The sequence below is a fragment of the Chitinophaga pendula genome (genome assembly GCF_020386615.1).
Classification (GTDB): domain Bacteria; phylum Bacteroidota; class Bacteroidia; order Chitinophagales; family Chitinophagaceae; genus Chitinophaga; species Chitinophaga pendula.
In genome coordinates this window covers 7,342,521-7,359,228 of the sequence record NZ_CP077769.1, presented here as the reverse complement: position 1 = coordinate 7,359,228, position 16,708 = coordinate 7,342,521, and the positions used below count along the sequence as shown (strand labels likewise).

Genomic DNA, 16,708 nt, shown 5'->3' with positions numbered 1-16,708 from the left:
TATGCTCCGTTTAAATATTAGAATGTGTACCGAACCCCCAGCTGCATTTGTGTGCGTGAGCCGAAATAATCGATGCTATATGGATTACCCGGCTCTTTGAATGAATATACCGGATAGCCTCCCGCATTTTCCATTGGAGGGAACAGTGCGGGTGTTAGCCCTACGCTGGCGGTACTATTGAAAGTATTCGGTGAGAAATACTGGATACCCCACTTTTTATTCAACAGGTTGGTCAAGTTGATCACATTCACCGAAATGGTAATGAACCGATTCCTGGTGCCGCCCAGGAAGATATCATGTGAAAGCTGCAGATCGGCCTGTACATTCCAGGGGGTACGTCCCATATTACGCTCTGTGAAGTCTCCTCTTCTGCTACTGAGGTATTTATTATTGTCGATAAATTTATTGAAAGCGTCTGCCTGTTGCTGTGCCGTCAGGTTATCCACGTCTTTAAAGAAACGTATGGCTTCTTCGCGTTTGGGGATGTATGCCAGTGACACTTGTTGCGGCAGCCCCTGGATACTGTTGTTGACAACGCCATAAGTAAAAGGGCTCCCTGACTGTGCACTAAGGAATAAGGATACATTTGTTTTTCCCGCTTTAGACCAGCTGTGTGTATAAGCGATGTTGCTGACGATACGGTGCCGTACGTCAAAGTTGCTGTAAGCTAGGGAAGGGTTATTGGGTACCAGTGACTGGTTGAGCTGCCAGTTGCTTTCCATGGAGTTCCTTACCCCATTACTGATATCTTTTGATTCACCGAATGTATAGGCGAGGCTGGCGTTCAGTTTGCCGACGATCGTTTTACTGATGGACCCGGTGATACTATACCGGTATCCCTGGTTAGTATTGCTTAACAGATAGATGTTAGAAAACCGGCTATCGACGGTGCCACTGTATACTGGCTGCCGGTGATGCAGATCGTATCCATAATAACGCGGATCATCGCTGGTGTTCAATTGCTGGAACATCACGTCTCTAACCACTTTAGTATACAGTCCCTCCAAGGTGAATTTCCATCTATTAATGGTTTCATAGTCTACGCCAAGGCTGGTACGGAATACCTGAGGCATGACAAAGTTATTGGCTACCAGGTCGACTTGTGTTTTACCACTGTTAGGATCATTGATCACTGCGCCATTCTGGCGGATGAATTCACCTATCCCGTTGGGGTTAGGTTTGATGGCATCGCTGCCAGGTACAAACAGCTTATCATTTGCCCGCTGATCGAAGGCACCGTAGCTGTTGCCGGTATTATAATAAGCATAGGCCAGCCATGCGAATGGGATGCGTCCGGTGAACAGACCGGCCCCCCCACGCAGTATGAGGCTACCGTTGCCCCATACATCGTAGCGGAAGCCTATGCGAGGTGACAATTGCACTTTGTTGAGGAACTTATTGGAGATCCTGTTTAATGGCATATAGGTATAGGTATTACCGAAATTAGGGTCTGAGAATATGGTCTTTACCTTATCGCTCAGTAGGGGCATATCCGGGAGGTAGGTCAGGTCGGCACGTATACCCGGTGTAATACGTAATTTATCGCTGAGCCTGATCTCGTCCTGCATGTACAGGCTGTACATATGTACATTGAAAGTAGCTGTCGGGTGATCCAGTATGTAGTCCCGGGTGTTGTTGCTATAATTATAGCTACCTCTTACGCGGTAGGGGTTATTACCGAGGAAGTCTTCTATACTTTGGTAGTCGACGCGACCATTCCAGGCGTTTACAAATCCATAGCGGATATTGTATAATTCGTTGTGGGTACCCAGGAGCAATTTGTGTGCACCTTTTGTGTAGTTCAGGTTAGCGGTGAATTCCCAGGTACGTTGCCGCATGTTGAAGATACTGGCTTCCCGGTCGGTACCGATGTAAATAGTTGTACCCGGCGTACGGCCTATGATCTGTACCTGTGGCAGGCTGGGGTCGCTGAGGGGGTCACGGCGGTCGTTGACCTGCGTGAAACCTACCAGGAGGTTACCGGACAGCTGGTTGTTAAAGCGGCTTTTCAATTCCGCGACGGTGCTGGTCTGGTTGTTGGTTTGTTCGAATGCCATACTGCCGAAGCGGAAGTCTTGCTGATCGCGATCCATATGGGTAGCTTTACTGAGGATCGTATTGTTACGGATGGCGAGCTGGTGGTCATTATTGATATTCCAGTCGAGGCGATTGAAAAACTTCTTGGACTCGCTGTTGTTCACATAGAGGCCAGCGGTACCGGCATCAAATATATTTCCGTAGCGGTTTTTCACTGTTTCGCTGATTGCATTGGCATCTGTTACGGATAGTATATGAGCTGTTTCTGTTGTGCCTATTGTTAGTTGGGTGGGGTCCTGGCGGCGGGTGATCTCTTCATTGGAGAAGAAGAAGAGTTTATTCCGGATGATGGGGAATCCTAACCGGAAGCCTGCCTGGTAGTCGTGGAATTGTGTATTCATTTTCCCGAGAGTACCAACATTGTCCTTGCCGGTGAGGGCGGCGAAGCGGCCGAAGCCGTATACTGCTCCGCTGACATGGTTGGTACCGCTGCGGGTGACGGCGTTTATGGAGCCGCCGGTGAAGTTACCGATCTTGACATCAAAGGGAGCCAGGTATACCTGCATATCTTCGATAGCATCGAGGGAGATGGGATTGGTACGGGTGCTACTACCAGCCATACCGGAAGTACCGGTTTGTCCGCCGAGGGAAGGGCTAAATCCGATTGCGTCGTTGTTGATGGCGCCATCAATTGTCACGTTGTTATAGCGGAAGCTGGAGCCACCGAAGCTATTATCACGGCTACCCTGTGGTGTAAGACGGGTGATGTCAGTGATACTTCTGTTGGCACTGGGCATATTGCGTAGTTGATCAGCGGTTATATTCTTCCCTGCCCCATAAGTATCGGCACGCTGACCGGTTTTTCTGCTGCTAGCTGCTACTACTATTCCTCCTAATTGCCTGCTAGCCGGTGATAATATGATATCCAGCTGTTGTGTTCCACCCAGGCGGATGTCCACGTTTTCGCGGGTTTCGGTCTGCATTCCCATCATAGAAACGGTAATGGTATAACCGTTGCCGATACGCATATTGTTGAGGAAATACCATCCTTTATTGTCAGTGGCAATTGAATAGCGGGTGCCGGAGGCAGTATGTACGGCCACGATGCTGGCTCCAGGCAGGGCTGTCCCGGTGGAATCTTTTACTTTACCGTTGAGTGAGCCGGTCGTTTCCTGCCCTAAGCAGGTAACTGAGAGCAATATCGCCACGCAAAAAAGGCTCCAACCGGCGGTATGCAGTATTACTACTTTGCATAGTGCCGCCAGCTTTGTTGCTGATTTCTTCATGATCTTATGAGTTACTTTTTTCAGTCTTTTTGTTGAATCTATCGGGTCGTGCGCAGTGTACCATTGATCACATGCAGTACTCCATTACCTGTCAATATATCCCGTCTGCTTAATTGGGTTTCGTTGGTATTACCGATACCTTTCAGGGAAATGCTATTGAAGCTACCCGGCGCCTGAGGATCTGGCAGCAATTTGATATCCACGCTATTACCATTTAACATGGCTTGCCTGGTTGCATTGGAGGGACCGGTGCTGAGGATATAATCGTAGATGAATCTTCTGTCGCGAACGATATGGTAGCTGACCAGCTCTTTCAGTTCCTGTGGATCTGTTGCGAGTATCTGCTGTACGGTGGTGTACCCTCTTGCGATCATCGCGTCGTTATTAGGTGCGAAGATGGTAAAGGGACCTTCTCCGTTGATCGTCTCGAGTAGTCCGGATGTTTTGAGTGCCTGGGAGAACAAGGTAATATCATCTCCTGCGGCGACTGCATTTCCCAGGCGGTCATGCAGATAAGGCGTCAACACCTGGTCGACTACCTGTACCACTCCATTAGAAGCAGGGATGTTGGCTGCTATTACGCGTGCGCCGTTGATCGTTAGTATGGTATCGGTGCCTTTGATCCAGTGGGTCGCGAACATTTTGCCCCCCCGGGAACGGAGTTCCTGGTTGAACAGGTAGGGTAGCTTATTGAGTTCGTACCGGCCATCGAGTGTATGATAATTAGCTATGCGGACAATAGTAGTGGCATCGGCACTCAGTACTGCCAGCCGGCTATTATAGCCGGCCCTAACCAATGCTTGATCAGAGGGTGCCAACAGTGTATAAGGACCGATCCCCTGTTGCAGTACTTTGTCAAGGGTGCTACGACGCAGTACTGCATTGAATATTGAGAGGTTAAAATTATCTGCGACCACCAGATTGATACGGTTATTGTCGAATTCGGACATTTGTAAGTCATCCTCCTTTACACAAGCGCTTAAACCCAACAAGCTCAATAGGAAAAGAGCTGGTAATGTTTTCTTCATCTTCATGTCATTTCATTTTATAGTTGTTGGGAATGAGTAACCGGTCTACTACGTGAATAGGCCCCATGATGGTATTGATTGTTTCGATTACGGTGGCAGGTGCTGCATTGGATCCTTTTATCTTTACCGTTGGTTTACCATCGGGTGTGCGGCCAAAGGAGAAGGGCATGATATACGAGGTCGCTTGCGGATCACTGTTCACTGTGTAATTGGCCAGATAATCATCCCGGAGATCATTGGCGTAGAATACGGTAGGTCTGGCACCATAATTTTTACCATACAGGTAGGATGCTGGTACATTATCACGGCCAAAATCCCAATGATAAGCCAGTACAGTATCAGCAGGGAATCCGAAAGGCAGGATATCGTACAGGTCATAGTCGAATATAGTAGGTGTAGCATATTTTTCGTTCCAGGCCATCACGTCCTCTACCGTATTGAACCCTGCGCGGTGAAAGGCTTCATTGGTGGGTGCAAACATGGTAGTGATCTCCAGGTGTCTGTCTCCTCCAAAAACAGGTTCCATAATGAAACGAGGTTTGTAATTGGTTCTTTTCGAATCAAGCCAGCCGAATTCGCCCGGATCAAAGTCTATCGCTTCTATTAATTTATCCCGGTATCGTTTATTGAACATTTTGTCTGTTTCCTGCTGTACCTGTATAAACATGCTGAAGCGTGGATCTTCTTCTAATGCATCCCAGAAGGATTTTTCCAGGGGTCTGGGTAATAGCTTATCCAGGGGATAGATATATCCGTTCGCTGCGGGCAGGGCATTTTTCAATGCACCTACCGGCACTGCGTTGATCAAGAGACTGTCTTCTGAGGCGATGAGATAATGTCTATAGTAGACGCGATCCAGGCCATATAAGCGAACGGGCCATACTTTAAAGCTGGGATCGGGATTAGCCAGCAGGGAAATACATTCCCGGTTCGCGATTGACATCTTTAGCTGTTCTTTTGAGAGGCTTCCACGAAGTGTATAAAATGCGACCAGTGTGTCCGCATTCTCTCTTGTCATAGCTGCAATTTTGGCAGCTGTATAACCGGCAGCTTGCATAGTGGCATCAGTTGGCACGAGCAAGGTATACAGCGATTTCACTTTTAACACTGAGTCCATATTACTTCGCTGGTATACTTTCAGGAACAGTTGGTAAGGTGAAGCTTTTAACACTTCTTCCAGGGTCTTATAATTAGGATCCACATAAGGGATCTTTGCTCCTTCGGGAGGGAGTGTAAATTCCACTTTTTTGCAACCGATGATGCCACTCAGTAACAACCATGTCATCAGTCCATATTGTAAATAATATTTCATTCGTCTGATACTTTAGTGATAATGCGTTTTTATTTCAATACATCGGCAGGTGTTGCCAATGCGCCATGTAACTGGTGTACGATCCCGTTTTCACAGCGGTGATCATACCAGACTGGTGGTTTAACATCATCTGATCGCTGTATTACCTCGCCTATCCTATCAGGGTTAGCGGGATTTTTGCCAGGATTAAACAAACCTAATATGGGGAGAGATACGGTGAAATTATCTGCAGGGTCAGCTTTCATATCGACAGTGGCCAACCTTAATATCCAGTTGTCATTTCTCAGTGAAGTATTATAAATGTTTTCTCCTGTAATAGCGCCGAAAATAGCCATGTCAGATATAAAAAAATGTTTGCCATACAGGATGTAAGCGCCGAAAAGGCGGTTGCCATAATAAGCGGCTGTTGTGAGGGTATCGATCGTTTCCATGGTGATACCCTTACTGGTGAGCGCCTCGTTGTTGGGCGCAAAGATGGTAAAGGGTCCTTTATTCGCCAGTTCATCCAGCAGACCGAACTTTTTCAGTCCGGCTACGTAGATGCTGTACTCCGGTAACCTGCTGAGGTAATTTTTTATTGTCTCGCCTTTATGATACTGTAGCGGTTTACTTACGACATGCAATATTCCATTGGATAACGGAATGTTTTTGCGGACGATGGTTACACCGTCGATATAAACTTCATCTGCGCGTGACAGGATGGATGTATAGACACTGTCTCCACTGAGTGTCTCATATCGTATGTCTATCCCATTAGTAGGTACATCACTGCTTAGTAGCCGTCTATTTTTGAGTACATGGTATCGAAGGGCACGCTGCAGGCTGTCTTTATTCAGGCGACGTACCTGGTCTTCTGTGAGCACTCCCAATAGTTTAAATGCCTTATCGGGTATTGCCAGTATGGTGAACGGACCTTTTCCATTTAGTTCGTTGACGAGTCCTGTATAGTCCAGGGCGGCATAAAATAGCCGGAAATCATAATTGTTCCTGATGAAGTCTGCGGCCGGGCGTATGTTCTCATTTGGTTTTGGGACCAGGAGATTGTCGTGCTTACAAGCTATTGTGATAATAGTCAGTAGAGCTACTACCCACCAATAACGCTGTGCTTTAAAATCTTTGTACATAGAAAGGATTATAGTTCCTATTTAGTAATCATGTTAGGATCAGTATATCGGTTTTGGATATTTCCGTTGTATGGTCATCAGGTAAACTCCGCCATTTATTACCTCCACGGTATTGATGGTTGCAAACGAGCGAGGATTATCTTTACCAGCATGGATATTGACGAGCATATTGGGCAGGGTTGCGCCGCGAGACAGCCATGGTCTTTGAATACCGTTATTAACGCAGTCCAGGGTTGCCCAGTTACCCAGTGTATTTTCATCCAAATAGGTATTATTAACCGGATTCATTCCCGGGACAAAGAACTCGAAGGTTTGCCAGCTATAAGTAACGACGCCATTATCTGCCCGGTTGGCAAACAAGGGAAAATTGAAGTAAGGGGCTACTGCGTCGCTGCTGTTATTCCGCTCTACGGAGGCCAGGTATCTGCCGTTATATCCGGGTAGTGGATTACTTCTGTAGTCTGAGCTTTGCGTTATCGCACGCTGGTCGGGATACAGGAAGAGGAAGATGTCCATCTTGTCCCTGACACCATTGTTAAAACTGGCCATCCTGGCAATTTTTGGTTTAATATTATCGGGTGATTCCAGGAAACCTTTAGCGCTGTAGTTGTAAAAATTAACGTACACCAGCGAGTCTGAGAAAGACTGTTTATGAAAAGTTTCCTGGCGTAGCAGTACGCCATTTTCTTTGGTGACATAGTCTTTCTGCAGCAGGTGCATGGTATATACCTCGTGACTGGTCAATGTGACGGTCGTATCCAGCATTACCTCTCCCTGCAGCGCTTTTTCCAGCTGGAAGTAAGGCACGCTGTTTTTGGGTCTGTACAGAAAAAGGAAACGGTGTGTACCCGACGGTATCTGTGCCCAGCTGCTCAGGTCGTAGCCATTTAGAATAGGGCCTACGAGTACATCTTCTTTACCCGGATATTCCGGATTATTCACCGAAGTACTGGTACCGATGTGAGAAGGATAGGGTGGTGCGTAATAATCCCGTATATCCAAGAAATCACCCACGATTTTTCCGCCGGTTGGTTTTCCATCCTTATCGAATACGGGATCTATCAACATACAGAGGAAGGGTAACTTTTTATCCTTTTCATCCAGGCTAAATCCATAATTAAAGTCATTGAATACACGGAGATAGGCGGGATCATCGACCGTGGTGTAGTCTACTTTAGTACAACCGGTCATTAATACCAGCAGTAGTGCGAACCAGTAAATAGTATTTATCCGTTGCATCATTTATTATGTTTTAGGATCATGATTGTAGCCTTGGGAGTAGCGTTGCCGGTACGGCCTATGAGTGCTACGGTGTATATACCCGGCTCATGAGTGGGTAATGGTCTGTTGATATTTGTATATAAGGTCTTATTGGCGATGAAATCTTCTGAGCCACGTACCGGGATATCATCTGCCCATATGCCCGGCACTACATCTGGTAAAGAGCGGTAAGCCATCATATTGAACCTGGGCATATCGTAGCCCATTGTTATATAGGGTTTTTGTTCCAGCGGTATTCCCGGCTGCAGGTTAATGGATGCATTCAGGCTCAAGGCTATACCATTGTCTTTTGTAAACGAGACATAAGGATTGTCGGGTGACAGGTTGAGGAATCGCTGGTTGAAGATATAATCGTACTGGAAGCGATCGTAAGTAGCATCTTCTGAGCTACCATTGTATGACATACCGCTGAGATCATTAGCGACGATAAGTAGTTTTGCGTCACCCTCCTTCGTTGGATATAACCAGGCAGTATAGTTCTGTGCTGGTCGTAGTAGTTGTTCTGTTGTTGCGATCACTTTTCCGTTCGCATCTATTGCTTCTATCTTGTGATGGCCGTTTACCAGGTTAGCGTATGCTCCTGCTTTGCCAAATGTGAGGCCGGTGGCGATCTCTCTTCCATTGGTCCTGATAGTGACAGGCTGATCCTTCCATGCATTTACGGTCTGTAACCTGCAGTAAGTAGTGTTTGGAGTAAGGCTGTTGTCGTTGATTATCTGGAAGCCATTCTGATAGGTGGTAGCATCCTGGTCTCTCTCGTTGGTGTAGTACCTGAAGTTTTGCGGTGTCACGATCACGGTATAGATACCACCAGGCTGATAGGTCTTTATCGGTGCGTATATTTGGTTTATTGGCTTGTTATACCTTACCAGCACACTGGAATTGACAGGTTCGATGATGGAATACTTTGCGTCCTGGCTGATTGCCGGTAAGGTGCGTCCATCTTCCGTCAGTACTTTGAACTGGTAGGTACCATAAGGCACTTCTACGTATCCGGACACGGGGTTTGCGGAGGCTATGTGGCTGGTCTTTGTGTCGACAGGTGTGCCATCTGCGTAAGAGAGTGTAACCGGTCCTTGCAGATCCTCTATCGGGCCGTTTACATTGGAGCCCGGTGAGTTGATGGCACCGGTCAGGTTGATGATACGGATCTTAAAATGATCCGGTTTAGAAGGCGCTGATACATCGCGGGGAACCGGTACTACTTCTGGTTGTCCTTTGAAGGCGAATGCCGGAGGCAGTATGTAGTCCAGCGGTCTGCTGTAGCTATTTTCCGTTGTAAATCTTACCATATTGATCACTCCACTCAAAGTCCAGTTGCAGATTGTAAGATTTGCTTTTTCTCTTGCATCAAACACATCCTGGGGGACTTCCCATATTTTGCTTAACCGCCCATTGGTGGGGAAGTAGGTGGTACCCGGATAATCGTTTTCATTAGGGGTACCAGCCCTCCGTACTACGAAATTCGTGAGGGTATCTCCGTTAGCGACTACTTGATTATAGTCTGCCAGGTTGATGATACGCACGTTTGATTTCTTCCGGGGTTCTTTTAGCGGCCGGTTGTCGTACTCATAGTTGAGTTTATCTTTTTTACAGGCACCCAGCAGGAGCAATATGGCAATAAGGCAGAGGCTGTATTTGGATTGTATTGTCATTCGTAATGCGTTTGAAATCAGTGATCCTCAGAATAGGTTATAGGTAAATCCGAGCATGAGTTCCGAACCTCGCTGGTAACTGCGGTTGATGTATTCATTACCATACCATTTACCACCTGTTTTCGGATTGGCGTATACTGTTTTGATCGCTGGGTTGAGGATATTTTTGGCATACCCTTTAAACGAGATGCGTTTGCTCAGTTTCTGGCTAAAAACGAAATCCAGTACAGGCACCGGTTGTGTATATAGATCGGGTTCACCGGTGAGATTGATCTGTATGAGGCGTTCGCCCACCATATTGAAGGTGAGGGTGAGATCGGTACCGGATTTCTTGTTGTCATAATTGAGCCAGGCGTTGATCGAGTAGGGAGCCTGTTCAAACAGTGGGCTGTTTTTAGGCGAATACCTGTCGATTGATCTGTTGGCTTTATAGCGTTCTGGTGTTTTTTGTATCTCACTTTGTGCGATGAGGAGGTTGGTGCCGAGGAAGAACTTATTAAGCGGTTGCCATACCTTTCCCAGGTTTTGTACGATCTCGAATTCCAGTCCCCAGACTTTACCGATATTAGGATCGTTCTGGAACTGGATCACGGGGAACTCGGGGTAGGTGGCAGCGAGTCCATCTGTTTTCAGGCTGAACACTTTTACCAGCTGGTTCTGTATGCGTTTACCAAATGCGGATACTGCGATCACTTCTCCTTTGCCGGTGAACCATTCCCAGCGAAAATCCAGGTTTTCGGTGTGTTGGTTTACGAGATTGGGGTTGCCTACGACGAGCCCCATCTGGAAGGCGTCGAACTCGAAGATGTTGGTGATCTCGCGCAGTTCGGGTCTTGCGAGGGTGGTATTATACGCTGCCCGGAAGTTCATATTATCATTCAGCGTATAGGTAGCATTGGCTGAGTAATAAGGTTTATATACGGCTTTATAGACGGTGTTAGGATTGATCGGGTTTAGCGGAATACCGGAGCCATCGGGTGCTTTGACGGTAAGGGAAGGGTCCAGGAATACGCCGGCGGTATCTACGGCGGAACCGATATCTGTCATTTCGAAACGGACACCTCCTGCGAGGCGGAATTTTTCTGTCAGTCTCAGGTCGAGCATACCATACCAGGCATTTGTGGCATAGTAGCCTTTATAGTTGTTGGGGGATTTCTGGCTGTTGTACATAAAGCCATTGACTGGCATCATTCCTTCACCGTTGGTGGCGGATGGCATCGCCAGACCAATCACCTCGTTGCCCACCAGTTTATTCAGGTTACCATATACGGCATATAGCGGCAATGTCTTATTGGGTGAGAAGTTGGACCCAGGCAGGAACAGTTGATTTTCTGTAAAGCTACGATCACGAAAGAGGTAATTAACTCCTGCTTTGAGTTCCTGGTGCTGGCCCAATACTTTAAACGGGATGGCTAAGTCTGCTTTATAATTATAGTTTTTCTCCAGGAGGTTACGCCAACGTCTGCCATTCGGTTCTGCCTGCATAACGCCGAGGCTACCGAATCCATTTACATATCCGGAGGTGAGGGCATACAGATGATCGGTGTAAACGAATTGGCCATTACTTGCCGGGCCGGTGGAAGGTTTTAAATAATAGGCTCCATTTGTAGGTCGATAGTCGGCCAGGCTAATGAAACGAAAATCGGGATCGTTCTGCCTGGAGGTGGAGGAGGCTACGTTATAGCTGAGGCGGGGTGAGTATTCTTTGTTGAAGAATTTATGTTCTCCTTGCAGGTTAAATGTATTCAGGTTCCTGAAGGTCTGTTTTAGGGAGTAGGTGGTGCTGCGTACGTCGCCGGGTAAGCCGGTGTATTCATAATGTCCATAGAGGTTGGAAGCGGTATTTTCGCCTCCCCAGCTACCTAGGTATTGCATGCTGATCTCATGGAGGCGGCTAAAGCGGTATGTAACGCCTATGAGGGTACCATAATTCAGGGTTTCTACGCCTGTATTTTCTTTATAGGTTTGGTACTTGCCCATGAACAGGCTGTTGGGTGTGATGTAGTTGGGGATATTACGCGGGCTGTATACGGCGGGGTTGCCGGTTACTACGCCCTGATAAATACTGTATTGGGTAACTTCTCCTCCGCTGATGTCGGTAAAGCGGCGATAGTAGTTACCACCCAGGATGAGGCCAAGTTTATGTTTTTTGAAAACATCGAAGCTATTGCCATATGTTACGGCATATAGCTGGTTCAAGGGTGCTTTTTTGTATTGGGTAGTCATCACGGGATCGAAGCCACGCATGATGTTATTAATGCGGTTTACTTCTTTATGGGCCTCCATGCTATAGTTGCTGTTGGCTACCATTTGCTGGATGGATTTTAATCCCCCCGGGTATTGCGTTGCGAGGTTTTTGAAGTCGTCTGAGAGATTTTTTTTACTGATGCGGTTACCGAAGGCGCCCATTTCGCTATTCCAGAAGCTATTGTATTGGCCACCGGTGCCAATGTTAGCATTCAGGCCTGTCTGGGCGATGAATTCGAGGGTTTGGCGGTCTGGTACTGATTTGGTTTTCAGTTCTACGATACCGGCTGCTGCATCGGCGGGTTTATCGGGGGTGACTGTTTTATAGATGGTGATGTTATCCAACAGGGAAGCGGGTACGAGATCGAGTGGGATGGAGCTGCGATCGGGGTCTGAGGAGGCGAGTCTAACGCCATTCAGTTGGCCGATCACGCTACGGTCGCCCAGTCCACGGACGGCGACATACTTGTCGTCGGTAATGGTAACACCCGATACTTTGGACAATGCCTGGGTGGTGGTGATGCTTCCTGTTTTCACTATTTGTTCTGCGGAGATGGCATCCTGTACAATGGCGGCGCGGCGGCGTTCGGTGAGTACGGATGCTTCGGTGTTGGTGCGGCGCCTTGCTTGTACCATTACTGATTCCAGCATGATGGAATTAGACTCCATTATTACTTTGATATTTTGAGAAGCAGGCGTTACATGTATTTCTTTCTTTTTATAGCCTATGTAGGAGAATACCAATGTGGCGCCATCGCTTGGTACGATGATGGAGAAGAATCCATTTTCATCTGTGGCATTTCCGATGGCGGTGCCTTTAATATTGACTGTTACGCCGCTCAGGGAGCGATTGCCATCACTATCGAAAACGCGGCCGGTTACGGCTCCTCTTACGGGTGTTGTTTCGATCACTACATACCCTTCCAGGAGGCGATAACGCAGTCCGGTGCCTGACAGTACTAAAGTCAGTGCATCATTGACAGTGATTGTCTGTGCAGGTACTGATACGCGTGTTGTGTGGCCTGCAAGCAATTTTTCACGTACGGATAGACGAAGATTGGCTTTACGGGTGATCTCATTGAGTCCTTGTTCCAGGCTGGCGCTATCGAGGCGCAAGGTGATCTTTTTGGTAAGATCCTGTGCATATGTACGGCCGGCACTCAGGAGCATTACCAATAGGAAGGGCATCCAGCTTCCTCTCTTAAACTCTTTTACAAAAAATAATGTTGTACAATTTCGCATACCATTTTACGGTTGTTGGTTTACTGTTGTTGAATACCTTTTGGTAAGGGCATAGGGATTCCTTTTCAATTGTTCCATTTGCTTTTCGGGCCAGTTGGATACTATTGATAGTGCATAGCGATGTCTGCTGCCTTACCAGCAGGTCGCATTGTTCCCTTCTTATTGATTGATTTTGATTATTGCATGACGCTAACTATTCATTGCATGACTACTATTTAATGATAACAGTCCTGGATAGGGAATCTATTGCATGTTCGAATCCGGCTGTACCCGCCAATACATTCATTGCTTTCTCCAGGGGCATCTTTTCATCCATTGAGAGTGAGATCCGCTCGGTCAAAAATCCCTTATTAATTACTGATATATGTACACCATAATGTCTTTGGAAGACATCCAGGATATTTTTCAATGTTTGTTTTCTGAATACCATCTGTTCATTTTTCCAGGCCAGCACATCACGCGGATCGAACTTCAACCTGGCAAGCTGATTGTGTTCCCAGGTAATCTTTTCGCCAGGCAGCATGGTAGCCAGGTTATTGTCTGTATTACCGTTATGATAGCTCACCTGTACTTTTCCGGTCACGACAGCTACTTCTACCGATGTGTTAGGTAAGGCAGATACTTTGAAGGAGGTACCTAGTACGAGGGTACGTACATTGCCTGTATATACGACAAATGGTTTAGCGGCATCTTTTGTCACTTCGAAGAAAGCCTCGCCCTCCAGGTATACATCCCTTTTATTTACTGCGAATGTTGCCGGGTATTTCAGCCGGCTTTTGCTGCCGAGCGTTATGCTTGAGCCATCGGGTAATTTTACTCTCAGCCGGCGTGATTTCGGATTATAGTGTTCTGTATATTGAACGGCAGGTGCTGCTGCTACGAGCTGTTCGTTTTTTTTATTTAGCTCCTGTGCAGCCATTAAGCGCTGCTTTTCGTTTGCTCCTGACCACCACACCAGGAGTCCGCCGATCGCTACCATTATGGCGGCGGCATAAGGCAACAGGCGTTTCCACGGGGATAATTTCACTACCGGGATATCCTCTACAGGGCTTTCCATTACTATATCGGAAGACGCTTGATGGGTCAGCTGATGGAATACCTGCAGTTTTTCGCTGGTAAACGCCAGGGATTGATCATTTACGGTCATGTCCAGTTCGCCCCCCTGTTGATCGAGGACGGCATCGAACAGTTCACGGAAATCAGGATCATCCATCATATGGCTGATCTGTTGCTGTTCTTCGGCATTCAAAGTGCCTGACAGCATTTTCCTTATTAGCTCCTTCTCTTTCAAATTAGTTTTTGTTGAAGCGGATGTAAAAAAAGAGATCCTTTACAGGCACTCATAGAGAGAAACACTGTTTTGAGAAGATACCACCCTATGATTTTCGGGCTTTACAATTTGTTAACATTCATCTTCTCTCTCATGTGGGCGAGGGAAGCGGCTATATAGTTTTCTACGGTATTGACGGAGATATTGAGTTGATGGGCGATCTCTTTGTAGGTGAGGCGTTCGTCGCGGCTGAGGATAAAGACTTCTCTTTTTTTAGCAGACAGCGAGGAGAGTGCGGCGAGGTATAGTTCGCGGGTTTCGTCATGTATTAATTTGTGATCCGGGGAGTTGTAGGTGGGAATATCCTGGCCGGCAGGTAGTTCTTCCCATGATATGATAGCCGGACTGGATGATCTGAAATGGTTGAAGATGGCATTTTTTAAGGCACGTAATATATATGGTTTGAATCCGGCGGGGCAGTGAATGGCGCCATTTGTGTTCCAGATGCGGAGCATTACATCCATGACGATTTCTTCGGCCAGCATGGCATTCCGCAGGTTTTTGACAGCATATTGATGGAGGGGTTGGAAATAGCGTCTAAACAATTCATCGAATGCCTGGAGATCACCGTTCCTCCAAAGCACCAACAGTTCATCATCCGGCGAGTTATAATTTATTGCCATTTGCATGCAGAGATCAAAGCGCTTTACAGCTTAAGTACCAGCCCCGCAAAAGTATACAAAAGCCTGCTTGATGAAAGTTACGGAATTGTTACGTGGGGGCATAACCGATGACGAGGTCATTAAAATGGACGGCAGCAGGTACAGCCTGTGTGCTGCGAATTCCTGACTGATGCTTATGCAGCAACCGGCTACCTCTTCCACCGTCAGGGGAGGAACTGGCTAGCTGTTGGGGATGCCGCGTTTGTTTATGATCTGATATCATGCGGATGCATGCGGATCAATATGCGCTGGAGCGGCGATGGCCTGGAGCTGTATGCTGGGAGAGAAGGAGACGTATTGTCCCGGAAATATGAAGAGACAAAAGGGTTAAAAAAGTAATCGGCCTTAGTTTAACAACCAAGGCCGATTACAGATATATTCTATCAGATCAGATCACTTCACTACTATTGCTTCCAGCTCTACTTTCAGTGTTTCAAACAATTTGGGTACTTCAAAGAAGGTACTTACCTGTTTGATGCCATGTTGGGCGATCCATTCCTGAAAGGTATCAAAGCAGGAGAAGAATTCTTCTGATGAGGAGGACAGGATATTGAGGCGTATGATATTTTTACACTCATATCCTGCTTCGGAGATCACCTTTTCCAGGTTTTCGATGGCCAATAGTAGCTGCGTTCTCATGTCGGCGTTACTGGAGGTTCCATCGGCATGCACGGCTGCCTGTCCGGCACAATAGAGGGTACCTGTGACTTCTTTCACTTCAACGGCCTGGACATAGCTACGTTGATCCTGCCATTGCCAGGGATTGATTATTCGCTTTTCCATTACTTATTCTTTTAGGATGTGCCAGTGCGCGCGCAATGGATAATTTGTACGATGCAAAGATGGGTACAATAGAGCGTTTTGACGTGTGACAAATCTCACAATTATGTTGATCGGCTTATGCAGAGCGTCCGAAGCGACTAAGGGTTTCTCTGGATACGCCGAGATAGGATGCGAGCAATGTCTTCGGTACTCGCTGGAAAAGAGAAGGATATCGCCTGAGGAGTTGCTCATAGCGATCTTTTGCGTTGGCAGTAATAAAGGACAGTATTCTTTGTTGTGAGCCGATATGCCATAGTTTGCTTTGATGAGGAAAAAGTGTTCCATTTTACGTGAACCGGCGCACAATTGCTGATAGCCTTCCCATGTAAGGCAGTACATGGAAGTTTCTTCAATACACTGCAGGGACATCGTTGCTTTGGTACGCGAATAGAAAGCCAGGAAATCGCTTTCCCACCAGTCTTCCATGGCAAAGGCAACGATATGCTGTTTACCGGACTCTTCTTCTTCAAACACCAGTTTCAGCAGGCCAGCCACTACGAAGTAGGTATATTCCACGGCATCTCCCTGTTTAAAGACAAACTCGCGTTTCTTAGCATGCCGGATACTGAAGTGAGTCACAATAAATTCGAACTCATCATCTGTCAATGGCACTATCTTCTCTATGTGTTGTCTTAGCTGTTGACGCATGATTGTTTCCTGCATGTTCAAGGAGACGTAGTTG

At 46.9% G+C, this 16,708-nt stretch carries 12 protein-coding genes; all 12 read right to left on the bottom strand.

The features are described 5' to 3' along the window. Positions 1 to 17 precede the first annotated feature (17 nt). Positions 18 to 3,323, bottom strand: coding sequence for a TonB-dependent receptor (locus KTO58_RS27805; RefSeq protein ID WP_095836278.1), 3,306 nt, complete (start codon positions 3,321 to 3,323; stop codon positions 18 to 20). A gap of 38 nt (positions 3,324 to 3,361) precedes the next feature. Next, positions 3,362 to 4,357, bottom strand: coding sequence for a fasciclin domain-containing protein (locus KTO58_RS27800; protein WP_198315084.1), 996 nt, complete (start codon positions 4,355 to 4,357; stop codon positions 3,362 to 3,364). 1 nt (position 4,358) lies between these two features. Further along, positions 4,359 to 5,663: a fasciclin domain-containing protein gene (locus KTO58_RS27795; protein ID WP_095836279.1), complete on the bottom strand. Its 1,305-nt coding sequence runs from the start codon at positions 5,661 to 5,663 to the stop codon at positions 4,359 to 4,361. Positions 5,664 to 5,692: 29 nt separating this feature from the next. Beyond that, on the bottom strand, positions 5,693 to 6,787 hold the full coding sequence (locus tag KTO58_RS27790) for a fasciclin domain-containing protein (protein ID WP_095836280.1): 1,095 nt from the start codon (positions 6,785 to 6,787) through the stop codon (positions 5,693 to 5,695). Between the two features lie 39 nt (positions 6,788 to 6,826). Then, positions 6,827 to 8,029, bottom strand: a complete 1,203-nt coding sequence (locus KTO58_RS27785) for a hypothetical protein (RefSeq protein WP_198315085.1) — start codon at positions 8,027 to 8,029, stop codon at positions 6,827 to 6,829. Next, positions 8,026 to 9,723 carry a DUF4397 domain-containing protein gene (locus tag KTO58_RS27780; RefSeq protein WP_095836281.1) on the bottom strand — a complete coding sequence of 566 codons (1,698 nt, stop codon included), beginning with the start codon at positions 9,721 to 9,723 and terminating at the stop codon, positions 8,026 to 8,028. Before KTO58_RS27780 ends, KTO58_RS27785 begins: the two co-directional genes overlap by 4 nt. Positions 9,724 to 9,750: 27 nt before the next feature. After that, positions 9,751 to 13,212 carry a TonB-dependent receptor gene (locus tag KTO58_RS27775; protein WP_225859949.1) on the bottom strand — a complete coding sequence of 1,154 codons (3,462 nt, stop codon included), beginning with the start codon at positions 13,210 to 13,212 and terminating at the stop codon, positions 9,751 to 9,753. Between the two features lie 211 nt (positions 13,213 to 13,423). Next, positions 13,424 to 14,503 carry a FecR family protein gene (locus KTO58_RS27770; RefSeq protein WP_157752702.1) on the bottom strand — a complete coding sequence of 360 codons (1,080 nt, stop codon included), beginning with the start codon at positions 14,501 to 14,503 and terminating at the stop codon, positions 13,424 to 13,426. Positions 14,504 to 14,604: 101 nt separating this feature from the next. Next, positions 14,605 to 15,171, bottom strand: coding sequence for an RNA polymerase sigma factor (locus KTO58_RS27765; protein ID WP_095836283.1), 567 nt, complete (start codon positions 15,169 to 15,171; stop codon positions 14,605 to 14,607). Positions 15,172 to 15,253: 82 nt separating this feature from the next. Then, positions 15,254 to 15,427, bottom strand: coding sequence for a hypothetical protein (locus KTO58_RS27760; protein ID WP_157752703.1), 174 nt, complete (start codon positions 15,425 to 15,427; stop codon positions 15,254 to 15,256). A gap of 170 nt (positions 15,428 to 15,597) precedes the next feature. Next, positions 15,598 to 15,987, bottom strand: a complete 390-nt coding sequence (locus KTO58_RS27755; protein ID WP_095836284.1) for a RidA family protein — start codon at positions 15,985 to 15,987, stop codon at positions 15,598 to 15,600. A gap of 3 nt (positions 15,988 to 15,990) precedes the next feature. After that, positions 15,991 to 16,689 (bottom strand): Crp/Fnr family transcriptional regulator, encoded by a 699-nt coding sequence (locus KTO58_RS27750; RefSeq protein ID WP_198315088.1) that lies wholly within the window; start codon positions 16,687 to 16,689, stop codon positions 15,991 to 15,993. Positions 16,690 to 16,708: the final 19 nt, after the last annotated feature.

Coding starts and splice junctions, on each gene's coding strand:
- KTO58_RS27760 (WP_157752703.1), bottom strand. CDS start 15,427: ATGATATCAGATCATAAACAAACGCGGCATCCCCAACAGCTAGCCAGT.
- KTO58_RS27780 (WP_095836281.1), bottom strand. CDS start 9,723: ATGACAATACAATCCAAATACAGCCTCTGCCTTATTGCCATATTGCTC.
- KTO58_RS27765 (WP_095836283.1), bottom strand. CDS start 15,171: ATGCAAATGGCAATAAATTATAACTCGCCGGATGATGAACTGTTGGTG.
- KTO58_RS27790 (WP_095836280.1), bottom strand. CDS start 6,787: ATGTACAAAGATTTTAAAGCACAGCGTTATTGGTGGGTAGTAGCTCTA.
- KTO58_RS27800 (WP_198315084.1), bottom strand. CDS start 4,357: ATGAAGATGAAGAAAACATTACCAGCTCTTTTCCTATTGAGCTTGTTG.
- KTO58_RS27805 (WP_095836278.1), bottom strand. CDS start 3,323: ATGAAGAAATCAGCAACAAAGCTGGCGGCACTATGCAAAGTAGTAATA.
- KTO58_RS27785 (WP_198315085.1), bottom strand. CDS start 8,029: ATGATGCAACGGATAAATACTATTTACTGGTTCGCACTACTGCTGGTA.
- KTO58_RS27755 (WP_095836284.1), bottom strand. CDS start 15,987: ATGGAAAAGCGAATAATCAATCCCTGGCAATGGCAGGATCAACGTAGC.
- KTO58_RS27750 (WP_198315088.1), bottom strand. CDS start 16,689: ATGCAGGAAACAATCATGCGTCAACAGCTAAGACAACACATAGAGAAG.
- KTO58_RS27795 (WP_095836279.1), bottom strand. CDS start 5,663: ATGAAATATTATTTACAATATGGACTGATGACATGGTTGTTACTGAGT.
- KTO58_RS27775 (WP_225859949.1), bottom strand. CDS start 13,212: ATGCGAAATTGTACAACATTATTTTTTGTAAAAGAGTTTAAGAGAGGA.